At 61.6% G+C, this 15,249-nt stretch carries 14 protein-coding genes; 7 read left to right on the top strand and 7 right to left on the bottom strand.

The window, feature by feature from the left end; genetic code table 11:
• Position 1 precedes the first annotated feature (1 nt).
• Positions 2-2,656 (top strand): nitrate reductase, encoded by a 2,655-nt coding sequence (locus ACZ5FP_RS20600; protein WP_464664348.1) that lies wholly within the window; start codon positions 2-4, stop codon positions 2,654-2,656.
• The gene (locus ACZ5FP_RS20595; protein WP_464664346.1) at positions 2,628-3,563 is read left to right on the top strand and encodes an NAD(P)-dependent oxidoreductase; all 936 of its coding nucleotides are present in this window, start codon (positions 2,628-2,630) and stop codon (positions 3,561-3,563) included. Before ACZ5FP_RS20600 ends, ACZ5FP_RS20595 begins: the two co-directional genes overlap by 29 nt.
• On the opposite strand, the gene ACZ5FP_RS20590 is transcribed toward ACZ5FP_RS20595, so the two are convergent.
• Positions 3,560-4,294: a glutathione S-transferase gene (locus ACZ5FP_RS20590; protein ID WP_464664344.1), complete on the bottom strand. Its 735-nt coding sequence runs from the start codon at positions 4,292-4,294 to the stop codon at positions 3,560-3,562. The genes ACZ5FP_RS20595 and ACZ5FP_RS20590 overlap by 4 nt on opposite strands.
• Positions 4,284-5,213 (bottom strand): transcriptional regulator GcvA, encoded by a 930-nt coding sequence (gene gcvA / locus ACZ5FP_RS20585; protein ID WP_464664342.1) that lies wholly within the window; start codon positions 5,211-5,213, stop codon positions 4,284-4,286. The genes ACZ5FP_RS20590 and gcvA overlap by 11 nt, the downstream gene beginning before the upstream one ends.
• Positions 5,214-5,356: 143 nt before the next feature.
• Between gcvA and ACZ5FP_RS20580 the strand changes: the two genes are divergently transcribed.
• From ACZ5FP_RS20580 to ACZ5FP_RS20560, 5 genes are all read left to right on the top strand, one after another.
• A complete protein-coding gene (locus ACZ5FP_RS20580; protein WP_464664340.1) occupies positions 5,357-5,827 on the top strand; it encodes a RidA family protein in 471 nt (156 codons plus the stop codon).
• A 2-nt stretch (positions 5,828-5,829) separates the two neighbouring features.
• Positions 5,830-7,023, top strand: a complete 1,194-nt coding sequence (locus tag ACZ5FP_RS20575; protein ID WP_464664338.1) for an aminotransferase class V-fold PLP-dependent enzyme — start codon at positions 5,830-5,832, stop codon at positions 7,021-7,023.
• 26 nt (positions 7,024-7,049) lie between these two features.
• On the top strand, positions 7,050-7,832 hold the full coding sequence (locus ACZ5FP_RS20570; RefSeq protein ID WP_346308354.1) for an SDR family oxidoreductase: 783 nt from the start codon (positions 7,050-7,052) through the stop codon (positions 7,830-7,832).
• Positions 7,833-8,009: 177 nt separating this feature from the next.
• A complete protein-coding gene (locus ACZ5FP_RS20565; protein WP_464664336.1) occupies positions 8,010-8,846 on the top strand; it encodes an oxidoreductase in 837 nt (278 codons plus the stop codon).
• Positions 8,847-9,002: 156 nt separating this feature from the next.
• Complete coding sequence (locus ACZ5FP_RS20560) at positions 9,003-9,146, top strand: hypothetical protein (protein ID WP_158531308.1); 144 nt, start codon at positions 9,003-9,005, stop codon at positions 9,144-9,146.
• 62 nt (positions 9,147-9,208) lie between these two features.
• On the opposite strand, the gene ACZ5FP_RS20555 is transcribed toward ACZ5FP_RS20560, so the two are convergent.
• The 5 genes from ACZ5FP_RS20555 to ACZ5FP_RS20535 all read right to left on the bottom strand — a co-directional run bounded on the left by ACZ5FP_RS20555 (position 9,209) and on the right by ACZ5FP_RS20535 (position 15,238).
• Positions 9,209-10,426, bottom strand: a complete 1,218-nt coding sequence (locus ACZ5FP_RS20555) for an adenylate/guanylate cyclase domain-containing protein (RefSeq protein WP_464664334.1) — start codon at positions 10,424-10,426, stop codon at positions 9,209-9,211.
• A gap of 73 nt (positions 10,427-10,499) precedes the next feature.
• The gene (locus ACZ5FP_RS20550; protein WP_464664332.1) at positions 10,500-11,684 is read right to left on the bottom strand and encodes an SGNH/GDSL hydrolase family protein; all 1,185 of its coding nucleotides are present in this window, start codon (positions 11,682-11,684) and stop codon (positions 10,500-10,502) included.
• The gene (locus tag ACZ5FP_RS20545) at positions 11,681-12,778 is read right to left on the bottom strand and encodes a glycoside hydrolase (RefSeq protein ID WP_464664330.1); all 1,098 of its coding nucleotides are present in this window, start codon (positions 12,776-12,778) and stop codon (positions 11,681-11,683) included. The genes ACZ5FP_RS20550 and ACZ5FP_RS20545 overlap by 4 nt, the downstream gene beginning before the upstream one ends.
• A gap of 62 nt (positions 12,779-12,840) precedes the next feature.
• On the bottom strand, positions 12,841-14,016 hold the full coding sequence (locus ACZ5FP_RS20540) for a polysaccharide pyruvyl transferase family protein (protein WP_223615922.1): 1,176 nt from the start codon (positions 14,014-14,016) through the stop codon (positions 12,841-12,843).
• A 46-nt stretch (positions 14,017-14,062) separates the two neighbouring features.
• Positions 14,063-15,238, bottom strand: a complete 1,176-nt coding sequence (locus ACZ5FP_RS20535) for a polysaccharide pyruvyl transferase family protein (protein WP_223615921.1) — start codon at positions 15,236-15,238, stop codon at positions 14,063-14,065.
• Positions 15,239-15,249: the final 11 nt, after the last annotated feature.

The raw sequence follows: 15,249 nt of genomic DNA, 5'->3' as shown, positions 1-15,249 counted from the left end.
CATGGACACCCCGGCAGTTCGCACCACCTGTCCCTATTGCGGCGTCGGATGCGGCGTGCTCGCGACCCCCGGCAATGACGGTACGGTTGCCATTGCCGGAGACCCGGAGCATCCCGCCAATTTCGGACGGCTCTGTTCCAAGGGGGCGGCGCTCGGTGAAACGGTTCATCTGGAGGGCCGGTTGCTGGAGCCGCGGGTCGAGGGCAAGGCGGCGAGCTGGGACAAGGCGCTTGATTTCGTCGCCAGCCGTTTCAGCGACGCCATCAGGGAACATGGCTCGGATAGTGTCGCCTTCTATGTCTCGGGCCAGCTTCTCACAGAGGATTATTACGTTGCCAACAAGCTGATGAAAGGTTTCATCGGCTCGGCGAACATCGATACGAACTCGCGGCTGTGCATGTCGTCGTCGGTGGCGGGGCATATGCGTGCCTTCGGTTCAGACACCGTGCCGGGAACCTATGAAGACCTCGAGCTCGCCGATCTCATCGTGCTGACCGGGTCCAATCTCGCCTGGTGCCATCCCGTGCTTTATCAGCGTATCGCGGCGGCCAAGGTGAAGCGCCCGCAGATGCGTGTTGTCCTCATCGATCCGCGCCGCACCATGACCGCCGATATCGCCGATATGCACCTGCCGATCCGTGCCGACGGGGATACGGCGCTGTTTGTCGGGCTGCTCGGTTTTCTGGCCGAGCAGGCGGCCTTGGATCGCGCCTATATCGAGCGGCATACGTCAGGCTTTGAGGCGGCGCTGGCCCTTGCCAGTCCCTGCGATCTGGACGCGATTTCGCAGCACACCGGAATTGCGCCGGATCAACTGCTCGCCTTTTTCACGCTGTTTGCCCGCACCGAACGATGCGTGACGGTATACAGCCAGGGCGTCAACCAGTCGGCATCCGGCACGGACAAGGTCAATGCCATCATCAACGGCCATCTGGCAACGGGCCGCATCGGCCGCCCCGGCATGGGGCCGTTCTCGGTCACCGGGCAGCCCAATGCCATGGGCGGGCGCGAGGTGGGCGGGCTCGCCAATATGCTGGCCAGCCATATGCAGATTGAAAATGCCGGCCACCGGCGGCTGGTCCAGGATTTCTGGGCCTCCCCGACCATGGCAACGAGGCCGGGGCTGAAGGCCGTCGATCTGTTCAAGGCGGTGGGAGACGGCAGGATCAAGGCGCTGTGGATCATGGCGACCAACCCGGCCGATTCCATGCCGGAAGCCGATCTGGTGGTGAAGGCGCTGAAAGCCTGCCCGTTTGTCGTGGTCTCCGATATCAACGCGGAAACCGATACGACCGCCTATGCCCATGTGCTTCTGCCCGCGGCCGGGTGGGGCGAGAAGGACGGAACGGTCACCAATTCGGAACGGCGCATCAGCCGGCAACGGCCATTCCTGCCGCTGCCGGGTCAGGCGAGGCCGGACTGGTGGATCACCACCGAGGTGGCGAAGCGCATGGGGTTTGCCGCCGCCTTTGCCTATCAGAACCCCGCGCAGATTTTTGCCGAGCATGCCGCTTTGTCGGGAGCGGAGAACAAGGGCAGCCGCGATTTCGACATCGCTGCCCATGCCGGCATATCTGCGCGCGCATATGACAACCTTGCCCCGTTTCAATGGCCGCAAAGCCGGGACGCTGCGACACCGGGCGGACGCTTTTTTGCACAAGGCGGCTTTTTCACGCCCGATCGCCGGGCGCGGTTCATTGCGGTATCGCCAGCCGATACCGGCGCGATCGATCAACGGTTCACACTGAACACCGGGCGCGTGCGCGATCACTGGCACACGATGACGCGCACGGGAAAGAGCGCGCGCCTGTCGGCGCATTTCGCCGAACCCTTTGCAGAGCTACATCCGCTCGATGCCGCCGGTCAGGGGATTACCGATGCGAGCCTTGTCCGGTTGCACAACGCGCATGGCGATATCATCGTCCGAGCCTTGCTGACGGACAGACAGGCGCGCGGCAGTGTATTCGTGCCCATGCACTGGACCGACCAGTTTGCCGGGAGTGCTCGGGTGGACACATTGGTGACATCGCGGACCGATCCGGTCTCCGGCCAGCCTGCACTGAAGATGGCAAGGGTGGATATCCAGCCTTTCGAAGCTCTCTGGTACGGGTTCGCGGTCCTGCGTGACAAGCCCCGGACGATTGCGGCGGATTACTGGGCGCTTGCCAGGGCCAATGGAGGATACCGGATCGAACTTGCCAGTCTTCACGAGCCGGATGACTGGGCGATGTTTGCCGGAGAATTGTTCGGTTGCGGCGAGGGCGCACCGCTGCTGCGTTATCACGATGCAAGGAATGGCCAGCATCGCATGGCTGCCTTTGCCGGTGATGCGCTGATCGGCGCGCTCTATATCGCGCGCCAGCCCGTTGCCGTGTCGCGCAGTTGGGCCAGCGAGCAGCTGTCGCAGCACTTTCCTGCAGCGCAGAACCGTTTCCAGCTTCTGGCGGGACGGCCCGGCGGGGATATGCCCGACAAGGGCGCGATTGTCTGCTCCTGTTTTTCCGTCGGCCGCAACGAGATCGCCGGCGCGGTGCGCGGCGGCTGCCGGACCGTTGCCGCCATCGGTGAGGCTTTGAAGGCCGGAACGAATTGTGGCTCCTGCCGCGCCGAAATCAGGGGGATTGTCGATGCAAATCTTGTCCAGGCCGCAGAATAGCCCGCGCCCCGGCAGTATCGGGCAACTGGCAGTGCTGCCGGTGTTTTTCAGCCTTGCGGGCAAGCGCGGCGTGGTTGCGGGCGGAACCGCCGCCGCCGCATGGAAAGCCGAGCTGCTGGCAGCGGCGGGCGCCGAGGTTCATGTCTGCGCCGAAGCCATGAGCGAGGAAATGTCCGCCCTGATTGCGGCAGGACCGTTCGTCCATCATGCGCGCAGGTGGTCGGCAACGGATTTGCACGGTGCTGCCATCGCCGTTGCCGACGCCGCGACGGAACAGGAGGCTGAAGCATTCCTGCATGCGGCGACGCAAGCCGGTGTGCCGTGCAATGTCATCGACAAACCGGCATTCTGCGCGTTTCAGTTTGGCACCATCGTCAATCGTTCGCCCGTGGTGGTCGGCATATCGACCGATGGCGCAGCACCTATTCTGGGGCAGGCGATCCGGCAGCGGATCGAGACGATCCTGCCCGCATCATTGGCAGTATGGGCGCGACTGGCACAACAGTTGCGCTGCTATATTGCGCAAACGCTGCAGCCTGGCCGCCAGCGAAGGCTGTTCTGGGAGGATTTCGTCAATCGCGCCTTTGGCGTGGACCCGTTGCCCGATGAAGAGGCCAAACTGCAGGCACAGGCGATGAAGATTGCCAATGCCCGGAGTTCCCGAACCGGCACCGTGACTCTCATCCCGGTCGAGAGTAATGACCCAGAGCTTCTGACACTCAAGACGATGCGCCTGCTGCAAATGGCCGATGTGATCTTTTACGGCAGGGATATTGCGCCTGCCGTTCTGCAGCTGGCGCGGCGGGAGGCCAGGCGCATTTCCCTGATCGATGAACCGTTTCACGACGCTGCTGCGCAGCGTCTTTGCGCCGACGGTAAGAACGTTGTTGTTCTCAAGCGCGCCTAGGCGGCGTCCTGATCGAGTTCGGGGTAATGGCGGAAAATGCATGACTCGTTGAATGGAATACGCCGGGGCGAGGCGAGATAGCGGGCAATGTTGGGCCGCTCCCGGATCCGATCATGCAATGCAACCAGTAGGGGATACTGGCGATCAAACAACCGCGTGGCGCGGGGAAAGGCATATCTCAGCCCTTCGATCACCTGAAACAGCGAGAGGTCGACATAGCTGAGCCCGTTGCCGACGCTGTGCCTGTCACCGTCCGGATTATTGGCAAGATTGCGCTCGAAATAGCCGAGATATTTCGGGATGCGGTGCTCGATGAAGCTGGTCGAACGTGCCTTCGCTGCTTCCTTCTGATCCTCGTAGTAAAGCTCGGTGGCAATCGGATGATGCGTGTCGTGCACCTCGCAGACAAAGTCGGTGATGGTCAGTTGCAGGCCGTTGGCGGCATAGCGCAATCCTTCATTCTCCGGCATCAGACCGAGTTTGGGTCCGAGATAGAAGAGAATATTGGCGACGTGTGAAACAAGCAGTTCGCCGTCTTTCAGAAAAGGCGGTGCGAACGGCGTGTGCGAGGTATCGGCGCCTTTCAGCATCCGCATCATTGCGGATGTGCCGCGCCCGCTGCCGGTTTCGCGGGTAATGTCGACATAGGCCGCCCCGGCTTCTTCCAGCGCCAGCCGGATGAACTCGCCGCGTCCCTGTATGCCGTCCCAGTAATAGAGTTCATAGGGCATTGCCGGTTTCTCCATTGTTCTGATTGGATGCCTTTGCGGTTTCCGCGATCAGCCAATCGATAAATATTTGGGCCGCCGGAGCGCTTCTGGCCCCTATGGGTGTCACCAGCCAATGGGCGGTTCGGGTGGAGGTGATCGTCTGCGCACATGGCTGTACAAGACGCCCGGTCCGCAGGTGATCGCGGATGAGCAGCATGCGGCCGATGGCAATGCCCTGACCGTCCAGCGCGGCCTGCAGGGTGATGTTGTAATCCGTCAGCTGGATGGTGCGGGCGCCGGCCAGATCAAGGCCCACGGCATCGGCCCAGACCTGCCAGTCGACGGGCTTCCTGGCGAACAGCAATGTGTGGCGCAGCAAGTCCTCCGGCGTCTCGATGGCTTTGTCCGATTGCAGACGTGCCGGGCTGATAACCGGGCTGAGCTGTTCGGCCATGAGCAGGCGCACATCGACCCCGGGCCAGTTTCCGTCGCCATAGCGGATGGCAATGTCGGCCTCCCCGGCGGCAATGTCCGCGCTGCGCAGGGTGGGATCGAGTTCGAGGCCGATATCGGGGTGCAGCGATTGAAAACCGTGCAGGCGTGAGACAAGCCAGTTGGCGGCAAAGGAGGGCAGCAGGCTGATGCGGACCACCGTGCGCCTGCTTCTGCCGCGCAGGTCTGCGGTGGCGGCGGCGATGAGGCGGAATGCATCGGTGGTGCGGGCGCGATAGTCCTCGCCCTCCGGTGTCAGGGCGATGCTGCGCGCCTTGCGGACAAACAGCGGCAGGCCGAGAAACTCTTCCAGCTGGCGGATATGATGGCTGACGGCACTTTGCGTGATGAGCAGTTCCTCGCCCGCCCGGCGGAAACTCATCAGTCGCGCGACGGCCTCGAAGGCTCGAAGTGCCTGCAACGGCGGCAAGGTGGTGGAGGAGCGCATTTCGCCTCATGCTTTCGACTGCGTGTCATCAGCTTATCCGGGTTTCCAGACATTAGCCAGATCGATCAGTGACGCCAGTGTTTTGAATTGGACCTGCGGAGCAGGGCCGTTGATGATGCGGGCATAGTCAGCCGGAGATGATGATGTCAGCCACCATAGCAGAGAAGCTTGCAACCCTCGGTCACGACCTGCCGGTCGCGTCCATGCCTGTTGCCAATTATGTGTCGGTCGTCCGCGCGGGCACCCTGTTGAGCATGTCGGGGCAGATCAGCCGGATCGACGACGGGAACGCCGTCCTCGGTGTTGTCGGCGCGTCTGTTTCCCTTGAGGAAGGCCGCAGGGCAGCCGAGATCGCGGCGCTCAACGTGCTGTCGCAGATTGCAGCAGCCACCGGCGGGACGATTGCCAGCGTGCGGCGTATCGTTCGCCTCGGTGTCTTCGTGGCGGCGACGCCAGATTTTACCCAGCATCCGCAGGTGGCCAATGGCGCATCGGACCTGATGGTTGCCGTGTTCGGCGATGCGGGGCGTCACAGCCGTGCCGCCGTCGGCGTCAGCTCATTGCCGCGCGGCGTTGCTGTCGAGGTGGACGCGCTGGTGGAACTGGAGGCCTGACGGTGACCCAAACGCTCGATATTGAACAGCTGCGCGCGCAGACGCCGGGGTGTGCCATCAGCACCCATTTCAACCATTCCGGCTCTTCGCTGCCGTCAAACACGGTATTGGCGGCGGTGACGGAGCATCTGCAGCGTGAATCGCTCTATGGCCCCATGGAAGCTGCGGCCAATGCGGCGGGCCTGATCGACGAAGCGCGGGCGGATGCCGCCGGTCTCATCGGTGCGGCGCCTGCCGAGATTGCCTTCTCCAGCAGCGGTTCCGCCGCCTGGGGACTGGCCTTCGCCGCTCTGCCTCAGCTTGTTGCGGGTGACCGCATCCTGGTCGGCCGTCAGGAATGGGGCGGCAATCTGTCGACGATGCAGGCGGCGGCGAAAAGAGCGGGCGCACGCATCGAGACCATCCCTGTGAATGAGGACGGCAGTGTGGATGCCAATGCGCTTGCTGCCATGATCGATGACCGCGTTCGCCTTGTTGCCTTGACCTGGCTTCCCGCCAATGGCGGGCTTATCAACGATGCCGCGGCCATCGGCAGGGTGACGCGCGCTGCCGGCATTCCCTATTTCATCGATGCGGCGCAGGCGCTCGGCCAGCTTCCCGTGGATGTCAGCGCCCTCGGCTGTGACATGCTGAAGGGGTCAGGCAGGAAATTTCTGCGTGGTCCGCGCGGCGCGGCCATCCTCTATCTGCGCAAGGCCTTTCTCGAAACACTCGAACCAGCCTATCTCGATGTCCTTTCCTCGACATGGGGCGAGGACGGTCCACATATGCGGGCGGATGCGCAGCGTTTCGAGACAAGTGAGAAGCCCATCGCCCTGCTGCTGGGACTGGGAGCGGCGCTGAAACAGGCGCGCAGCCTCGGCATGGATGCGATCCGCCGGCGGATCCGGGAACTTTCCGGGCAATTGCGCGATCAGCTGGCTGCCGTTCCCGGTGTTGCGATTCATGACCTCGGCACGGAGAAATCCGGATTGGTCTCCTTTACGGTGGCGGGCATTGCGCCGCAGACTATTCGCAGCAAACTTGCGGAAAAGCGGATTACAATCGCGGCAAATGGGATACCTTACACACCGCTCGACATGACGGCGCGCGGCCTCAACGAGATTGCGCGGGCGTCGGTCAGCTATCTGAACACAACGGATGAAATTGACCGTCTTTGCGATAATGTTGCCGCTCTTGCACGGCAGGCCGCTTGACGGAACGAAGGACAGGTGAGGACAGAATGGATCTGGGAATCAGGGGTAAGCGGGCAATCGTCTGCGCGAGTTCAAAAGGGCTCGGTCGCGGCGTTGCGGAAAAGCTGGCGGAAGCAGGTGTCGACCTGACGTTGAATGCCCGCACGGAAGCGGTGCTGCGCGAGACGGCAAAGGAAATCGCCGATACCTACGGCGTCAAGGTGCAGATCGTTGCGGCAGATGTGACGACGGAGCAAGGCCGCAAGGAACTGCTGGCCGCCGAACCGCAACCGGATATTCTCGTCAACAATGCCGGCGGGCCGCCGGCCGGCCTCTGGTCGGACTGGCATGAAGAGGAGTGGTTGAAGGCGGTCAATGCCAATATGCTGACACCGATCTACCTGATGAACGCGATCCTGCCCGGCATGATCGAGCGCAAATGGGGCCGTGTGGTCAACATCACGTCCGGCTCGGTGAAATCCCCCATTGCCCAGCTCGGCCTGTCGAATGCCGCGCGCAGCGGCCTTACCGGTTTTGTCGCCGGAACCGCCCGGCAGGTAGCGCGCCACGGCGTGATCATCAACAACCTGCTGCCGGGCTCGCACGAGACCGACCGGATCAAGGGATTTCTGGAAAAGACTTCGGAAACCAAGGGCATCTCCATCGAACAGGCGCGCGCCGAAGCCCACGCCGCCAATCCGACCGGCCGTTTCGGCACCAAGGAGGAATTCGGCGCAGCGGCCGCCTTCCTGTGCAGCCAGTATGCCGGCTTCATCGTCGGGCAGAACCTTCTGCTCGATGGCGGCGCCTTCAACTCGACACTGGGGTGAAAGCCTGCGTCGATGCCGTGAGTTCCATAATTAAACTTATGCAACTCACGGCATCGTGAAATCCGGAGGATCAGGCAATTCATCCGGAGTTCCGGTCTACGTGCTTTCCCGCCTGCCGCCCTATGTTCACGTCGTGGCCCCAAGGGGCTCTGTTTCAGGACGACAAGGAAATGCAGGATGAGCAAGACATGGTTTATCACCGGTGCCGGACGGGGTATCGGCGCGGAAGTTGCCAAGGCTGCGCTGGCAGCCGGTGACAATGTGGTCGCGACCGGCCGCAATCGCAAACAGGTGCAACAGGCATTCGCGGGCGTCGAGGGGCAATTGCTGATCGTCGAGCTGGATGTAACGCGGCCCGAGCATGCGGATCAGGCGGTGGATGCTGCCGTCACCCATTTCGGCGGCATCGACGTTCTCGTCAACAATGCCGGCTACGGCCAGCTGGGTCTGTTCGAGGAAAACGGTGCCGACGACATCGAACGGCAGTTCGCCACCAATGTATTCGGCCTGTTGCACGTGACCCGCGCGGTTCTGCCTGTGATGCGCTGGCAAAGATCGGGCCGGATCTTCAATTTCTCCTCCATGGGCGGCATGGTCGGGTTTGCCGGTGCTTCCGTCTATTGTTCGACGAAATTTGCCGTTGAAGGCTTCTCGGAATCTCTGGCCATGGAAGTGGCCCGCTTCGGCATCCATGTGACCATCGTCGAGCCGGGGTTCTTCCGCACGGATTTTCTCGACGAAAGTTCGGTTCGCTATGGCAATAAAAGCATTGATGACTATGCCGAAGCCTCGCGTGAAACGCGCACGACCTATGACGGGTACAGCTACAAGCAGGCGGGCGATCCGGCAAAGCTCGGGTCTGCATTGATTGAACTGGCCGCCTCGCAGGAGCCACCCCTGCGTTACGCCGCTGGTTCCGATGCGGTCCAGGGCATTGCGACGAAGCTGGATTCGGTTCACGCGGAGATCAACAAATGGCGATCCCTGTCGATTTCCACGGATGGTAATTTTTGAGCCGCTTTTCTGCCCAGAGATCAACACGATCTTCCCGGAGAAATAGGCAATCACCTCGGTGGATCGGTATACCGCCTCGCCCTTCCGCCATGCGATATTCAGACTGGGAATAAACCCCCGCTATTCAAATAACTTAAAAAGAAAGGGATATTTGCAATGAACATCCAACTCCCCACCCTTTCACCGTATCTCAAGCCGAGTTTTTCAACGCTGAAACTTCTTTCGCGCGTGCTGCATCCGATCAAAACCAAGAAGGATCGTGATATGGCAGAACTGGCAAAGCGATATTTAAACGGATAATCAGCGCCTTTTGACGCGCTTGTGAAAGCACAGGAAACCCGCAATGCCCGGCATTGCGGGTTTCAACGTTTTTCGGCGGGGTCGAGGGTGAACAGTTCCTGCGCCCGCCCGACACCGCGCAAGGCGAAACGCCCGACGCAAACCAGTTTGGAGCGAAGTTCTTCCGGCAGGAATGCGGCGAAGCGGTCCGAGATCAGGACATCCTGATCGACGGACCGGCACATGGATGCGATGCGGCTCACTTCATTGACGGCCGGTCCGACCACGGTAAAATCCAGCCGCGTGTCGCTGCCGATATTGCCAAAGAACACTTCGCCCACATGCATGCCGAGATAGACATTGGTGATCGGCTGTTTCTCGGCGGCGCGCCGCTCATTGAGCACGACGAGCCGCTTGCGCAGGAGGGCTTGGGCCTTCAGCGCCGCGGTGCAGGCCGTCTGCGACCCGCCTTCGGTGAAGATGGCCAGGGTGCCGTCGCCGATGAGCTTCAGCACATCGCCGCCCGCTTCCTGGATCGACGAGATGACCGCATCGGCATAGTCGTTCAGCATCGGGATTATGGCATCCGGTCCTGCCGCGTCGGAAATACGCGTATAGTCGCGCAGGTCCGAATACCAGAGAACCGCTTCGATGCGGTCGGCCGCGCCGCGATTGATGCGCCCGGCCAGCACGCGTTCGCCCGCATCGTGGCCGAGATAGACCTCGGCCACCGTGCGCACGATCCGCGCCAGCGAGGAGCATTTGATCGCAAGCGCCAGCCCCCGCGCCAGACGTTTCAGGGTTGCAATGTCGCGGTCCTCGAAGCCGTCGGCATGCGCCGTGGACCATTGCGAATAGAAACAGTCCATTTCGCCGATGCTGCCCTGCGTCGAAAAGCGGTGGACCAGCGCGAGATAGTCGGTGAGCCCTTCGGCCTTGAGGTTTTCCAGATGCAGAAAGCCCGGTTCGTCCATTTCGCCGATGCGGCGGCGGAGCGAATCCTCGCCGGACTGCAGCAGGTGGTAGAATGTGGTCCGCTGCCAGCTTTCGGCGCCGGGGCCCTGGGTGCTCGAGCCATACTCGATCACCGGTTTTTCCACCTCCTCGCGCTGGCGCCAGTGGAACGCCCTGCCCTCGTAGATGGGATGCAGCGTATCGACAAAGGTCAAGGCGCGTTCGAGCGTGATGCCAAGGCCGCAGCACCGCACGCAGAAACCGTTCAGCAGTTCGGTTTCGCTGGCGCCGGCCAATCCTTGCGCGTCGAGCCATTCTTCAATCGCAACTATGTCGACTTCCGTCATGATTCCCGCTCACTTGTCCGTCTGAACGGGTATCACGTCCGCGCCGTTTGACAAAGATGGCAGTGGCGGGAACTCAGGCGCTTGGCGCTGGTGCTTCCACTTTGGCCGCCGGTTGTGCGGCAGCGGCAGAGCCATTGGCCGCGCTTCCGGCCTTCTCGATGGCGCAGACCTTCAGGTTGCCGGTGAAGAGAATGCCGCTGATCGGCAGTGCCGGTTCGGCCGGGAATGTTTCATGCCTGATGCTGTCCTTCGGCACATGCAGCTTGTGTTCGCCGTCTTCGCCGCCGCCCCCGAGGGTGAGCGCGAGGGATGGCTGGGTCTGCAGCAGCGTGACGCCATACAGGAACTCGAAGCTCAGCATCGACACCAGGAACTTGTAGGTGCCGTCGCGCACACCGCCCTTGAGCAGGGCGGCGCGGTGCGTCTCCTCGCCCATGCGCACATCGAGTGGCGGAATGCGCGGCTCGCAGACATAGGCCATGGCCAGGAGCTGCCCCTTGTCCACTTCGAACTTCAGACGGTCGCGGCCAAGATCAAGGGCCGAGACGGAAAATCGCCGGTTGCTGTACTCGACCGGCAACCGGCCCAGCCGCTTGCCCAGCTGCACGCCATCGAGCGCCCGCGCGCCGGCAAAATGGTCGGGGTCGATGGGCGGCTGCAGGGCAGCCGCCTTGTGCGGGCGCTGCAATGCCGGCTCCAGTTCATCGGCAATGAGGTTGGCGACAACGGTCGTCGCGACCGGCCGCGCATAATGCCCCTGGTCGGAATAGAAACTGGGATGGCCGACGACATCGCGGCCCAGCCGCTGCATCAGGTGGCGCGAAACATCGACGCAGATGGTGCCGTACCACTGCGAAATGTAGTTGATCCCGGCATCGATGGATGGCACGGCGCTGAGGAAGGAGCCGTTGCGGGCGCCGAAGACAAGGGTGGCGATGCGCAGGTTGGGGTTCTGCTCGAGGGCATAGCGGATGATCCCCTCATAAAACCGCGCCCAGTGGCGGAAAGGCCGCCGCTCGTCGCCATAGACAAAGGCATCATTGAGTGCGTACTCGATCAGCAGCAGATCGCAATCGGCAAGCTTGTCATAGGTCTTGAGTTGGTAGAGGCCGAAGGCGCTGGTCGTCCCGCCCACGGCCAGGTCGGCGGCAATGTCGAGGTCGATGCCGCGCCGGGCCATGGTTGCCAGAAGCGACGGCAGGTAGCCGGGCAGCATGACGGTATTGGAGCCACCGATGATGACGGTTTTCAGTTTCATGGTGTCACCACTGCTGCCCGGCCCGCGGGAGAAAGTCCCCCGCAGCGCCAGACCCCATATCCCTTTGCATCCCAATCGAAGTAGTAGGCGGCCGCCACCCGGCCTGTTCCCATCAGTTCGGCGAAGCGGCTGCGTGCCGCCTCGACCAGCTGTTCCCGTGAGCCGTCATTGGCCGGGCATGTGGTCGCCGTGTTGGAAAAGCCCCATTCGGTGATCCAGCAGGGTTTGCCGTCCGGTTCCGAGCGGCAGATCGACAGCGCCTGGCTGACATGCGCCGCGCGGGCTGCTGCCGTGCCGTTGCTGCCGGGGTAGATGTGGATGCCGTAGCCGTCCACGACTTTGTCCAGCCCATGCTTGCGCATGAGATTGGTAAAACTGGCGGGATCGATGCTGTCGATGCCGCGCCGGTCGGCGTCGGCGACCGGGATATCGGACAGCCCCGCCGAAATGACCTTGGCGTTACGGCTGTATTGCGTTGATTGCAGTTCCTTACGGACCACGGCGGCAAGCTGGACATACCTGGCTGCGCCCTGTTCGACGGCCGGCAAATTGTCGAGATCCGCCAGCGAGCGGGCGGTGCGGCTTTTGGCCTTTGCCTTCACTTCCAGATCGCCATTATAGGCGCCCCAGTTGATCTCGTTTCCGGCCTCCACCGCAACAAGCGGAATCTTGAGCGCATCGATCTTGCGCAGGGCATCGCCGACGACGGAACGGAACTGATCCGGCGAAATATCGGAAAGCCGGTACATGTCCCATATCCGGCCAAGGCCGGAACGGGGTTGCGTGCCCTCGGGATAGAAGGCCGGATTGTTGAGCGATATTTCCAAGAGGATGGCGAGGCCCTTGGCGTGGGCAACGCGGACCGCGTCAATGCTCTGGTCGATCGGTTTTGTCAGGGACAGGCGCACCGCCACGACGCCGTTCTTGACCATGAGATCAAGAAGCTTCTCCCGTTCGGCGGACGAAAGCCAGGCCAGATTGACCCGGTTGACGCCAAAGCGGGTATCGCCCTCCGCATGTGCCGGTGTTACCGGCTGAACGCCGATAACAATCGCTGCCACGATACCGGCAGCGCCGGCGGCCAACTTACGCATGCGCACTTTCCAGCCCATGGTTTCATGCCTCCTCATAAGGTGGACGCCGGGACAAGCACCGATCACCGGATTCCAATATCTTTCAACGCGGCGTTGAAATTGGCTTCACAGGCGGAATAGCGGTGGATGGCAGCGGGAACGTCGATCTTCGACAGGAAGTCCTGCAGGAAGGCCTTCTTTTGCGGCTCGCGGTTCCAGACCGATGCCTCGATATGGGGGAAGCCGACAAAGTCGAGCATTTCGCGCATCCGGTCGTCGACGGCGATCATCAGCGCCGGAATGCCCGACTGCATGCCGATGATCGAACCATGGAACCGGCGGCCAAAGCAGAAATCCTGGCCGGAAACCCAGCTGCGCCACTTGTGCGTGTCGAAGAATACGAGATAGTCGCGCTTGCGCTGCCATTTCTCCGCATGCTTGTACTCGGTCGGCGCAGTGATGCGGCTGGCCGCCGGATCATAGGCTTCGGTGCCCTCATCGCCCACCATGTTCATGTTGTAGACGATGACCTCGTCCTGGATGACATAGCTTGCCGTGCTGTCCTTGTGCAGCAGCGCATGGGCATCGACGATGGTGTCGGGAACGCTGCCGAGATAACCGCCAAAGGCGATCTTCTGCGATTCCGCCAGGCCCGGATCGGCGAGGCGGCTGAGCGAGCGCTTCATCTGGGCCGGGTCGTAATAGAGGGAGGGGCAACCGGTCGGGCGCACATATTTCATGCCTTCGGCCTTCAGGAATTCCGCCGTGAAGTGCCCGCGGGTGAGGAAGAACGTTTCCTTCTTCTTCAAGACGTTGAGAAAGCGCTGCGTGCCTTCCGGCAGTTCGGCTTTCAGGTTTTCCTTCTTCTGGATGCCGATGCCCATGACGACGATCGGCATGTTGAGACGCTCGAACACATGGGATTCCGTCGCCGCTGCATAGCCGGGCCGAAGCAGGTTGGCCGATGCAAACAGGCACAGATCAAAGCTCTCGTTCAGCCGCGCATAGGTCTCGGGCGAATGGATGCTGTTGGCCAGATGCCAGAACGGAATATAGGTGACGTCGTGGCCGCGCACGCTGTTGGCCGCGCCTTCACCGATGAGATAATTGCCGGTATTGGCAATCCGCTTGACCTGGTCGATGACATCCTTCTTCGTCCGGATGTTTTCGAAATAGGGACGGTGCTTGACCGTTGCCCCGGAAACGCTGTCGACTGTCCGCATCAGATATGATGGGATGCCTGTGATCATTATTCGCATGTTCGTCCATCTTGGGTTGGAGCTTCCGGAGCACCGGATATGGGAGTTATCCGATGCCGATCTCGGTCAGGACCGAGCGGAAGCTGCGTTCACGGTCAGAGTATTTTTCGATGACCTGCGGGATGTTCATCTGCGCCAGATGGTCGGAGATGAAAGCCGAGCGGTCATTTGCAGAATTGAGGTCGTTGGCCTCGACTTTCGGCAATCCGGAAAAGTTCAGCATTTCGCGCATGCGGTCATCGACGGCCACGATCAGGCTTGGCACGCCGGACTGGAGCGCAATGATGTTGCCGTGAAAGCGCCGGCCGAAGGAGAAGTCCATCGAGGACGTCCAGGCGCGCCACTGGTTGGTGTCGAAAAATGTGTGAACCTTGATCTTCTTCTTCAGTTCGCCGGAGCCCTTGAACGTCAGGTCGCCGATCATCTCGCCCGAGGTTGAATCGTAGACGCGGCCATCCTCGTTGGGCTCGACCTGCATGTCGAAATGCAGGGGCTCGTCCTGGATGACATAGGCCGACCGGCCGTCATCGGAGGACAGCGCGTTCATGTCGCCGATCGTATCCAGCGCGGCACCCATATAGCCGGTGAAGACGGTCCGCCCCTCGCCCACCTTGACATCAGGCAGACGGCGAATGGCCTTGCGCACATTGGCTGGCATGAAATACATCGACGGGCAGCCGACGGGCCGCACGAACGAGAACCCCTGATCCTTGAGATAGGAGGCGGTTTCATCGCCGCGGGTGAGGAAATAGTGTTCCTTTTCCTTCAGCACCTGCAGCAGGCGCTGGGTGCCTTCGGGCAAGGACTCCTCAAGATCGGGGCGGTTCTGGATACCGATGCCCAGCATGACCACGGGCATGTCGAGCTTGGACAAGACCTGCGCTTCCGCATCGGCCGACAGGCTTTTGCGCAGGAGATTGGCGCAGGTGAACACGCAGATATCGAACTGCTTGTTGATGGAATCGAGACCGGTGCCATTGTTGACGGCATTGTAGAGATGCCAGAACGGAATATGGGTGGCATCCGGGGACAATGCGCGCAAGGCGCCCTCCCCGATCAGGTAATTGCCTGTGTTGCTGATGTTCTTGAGTTCGCGTAGGTAAGCATCCTTGCTTTCCGGCTGCGGCTGTTTCTCCGAGTAAAAGACCCGGGCGTCTTCAGCGCGCTGGATAAGGCGTGTCAGGTGGCCTGGGATGCCTGTAAGGAGAATTCTGGGGCTCATGGGGGTCACAA

The organism is Phyllobacterium sp. T2-21 (assembly GCF_055378485.1).
The sequence above is the reverse complement of the archived record's forward strand: the minus strand, read 5'-3'. Positions and strand labels throughout refer to the sequence as shown.

Bases quoted from the DNA above. Each gene is read 5' to 3' on its own strand.
- ACZ5FP_RS20600 (WP_464664348.1), top strand. From the start codon at position 2: ATGGACACCCCGGCAGTTCGCACCACCTGTCCCTATTGCGGCGTCGGA.
- ACZ5FP_RS20595 (WP_464664346.1), top strand. From the start codon at position 2,628: ATGCAAATCTTGTCCAGGCCGCAGAATAGCCCGCGCCCCGGCAGTATC.
- ACZ5FP_RS20545 (WP_464664330.1), bottom strand. From the start codon at position 12,778: ATGCGTAAGTTGGCCGCCGGCGCTGCCGGTATCGTGGCAGCGATTGTT.
- ACZ5FP_RS20540 (WP_223615922.1), bottom strand. From the start codon at position 14,016: ATGCGAATAATGATCACAGGCATCCCATCATATCTGATGCGGACAGTC.
- ACZ5FP_RS20560 (WP_158531308.1), top strand. From the start codon at position 9,003: ATGAACATCCAACTCCCCACCCTTTCACCGTATCTCAAGCCGAGTTTT.
- ACZ5FP_RS20570 (WP_346308354.1), top strand. From the start codon at position 7,050: ATGGATCTGGGAATCAGGGGTAAGCGGGCAATCGTCTGCGCGAGTTCA.
- gcvA (WP_464664342.1), bottom strand. From the start codon at position 5,213: ATGCGCTCCTCCACCACCTTGCCGCCGTTGCAGGCACTTCGAGCCTTC.
- ACZ5FP_RS20550 (WP_464664332.1), bottom strand. From the start codon at position 11,684: ATGAAACTGAAAACCGTCATCATCGGTGGCTCCAATACCGTCATGCTG.
- ACZ5FP_RS20565 (WP_464664336.1), top strand. From the start codon at position 8,010: ATGAGCAAGACATGGTTTATCACCGGTGCCGGACGGGGTATCGGCGCG.
- ACZ5FP_RS20590 (WP_464664344.1), bottom strand. From the start codon at position 4,294: ATGCCCTATGAACTCTATTACTGGGACGGCATACAGGGACGCGGCGAG.
- ACZ5FP_RS20535 (WP_223615921.1), bottom strand. From the start codon at position 15,238: ATGAGCCCCAGAATTCTCCTTACAGGCATCCCAGGCCACCTGACACGC.
- ACZ5FP_RS20580 (WP_464664340.1), top strand. From the start codon at position 5,357: ATGTCAGCCACCATAGCAGAGAAGCTTGCAACCCTCGGTCACGACCTG.
- ACZ5FP_RS20555 (WP_464664334.1), bottom strand. From the start codon at position 10,426: ATGACGGAAGTCGACATAGTTGCGATTGAAGAATGGCTCGACGCGCAA.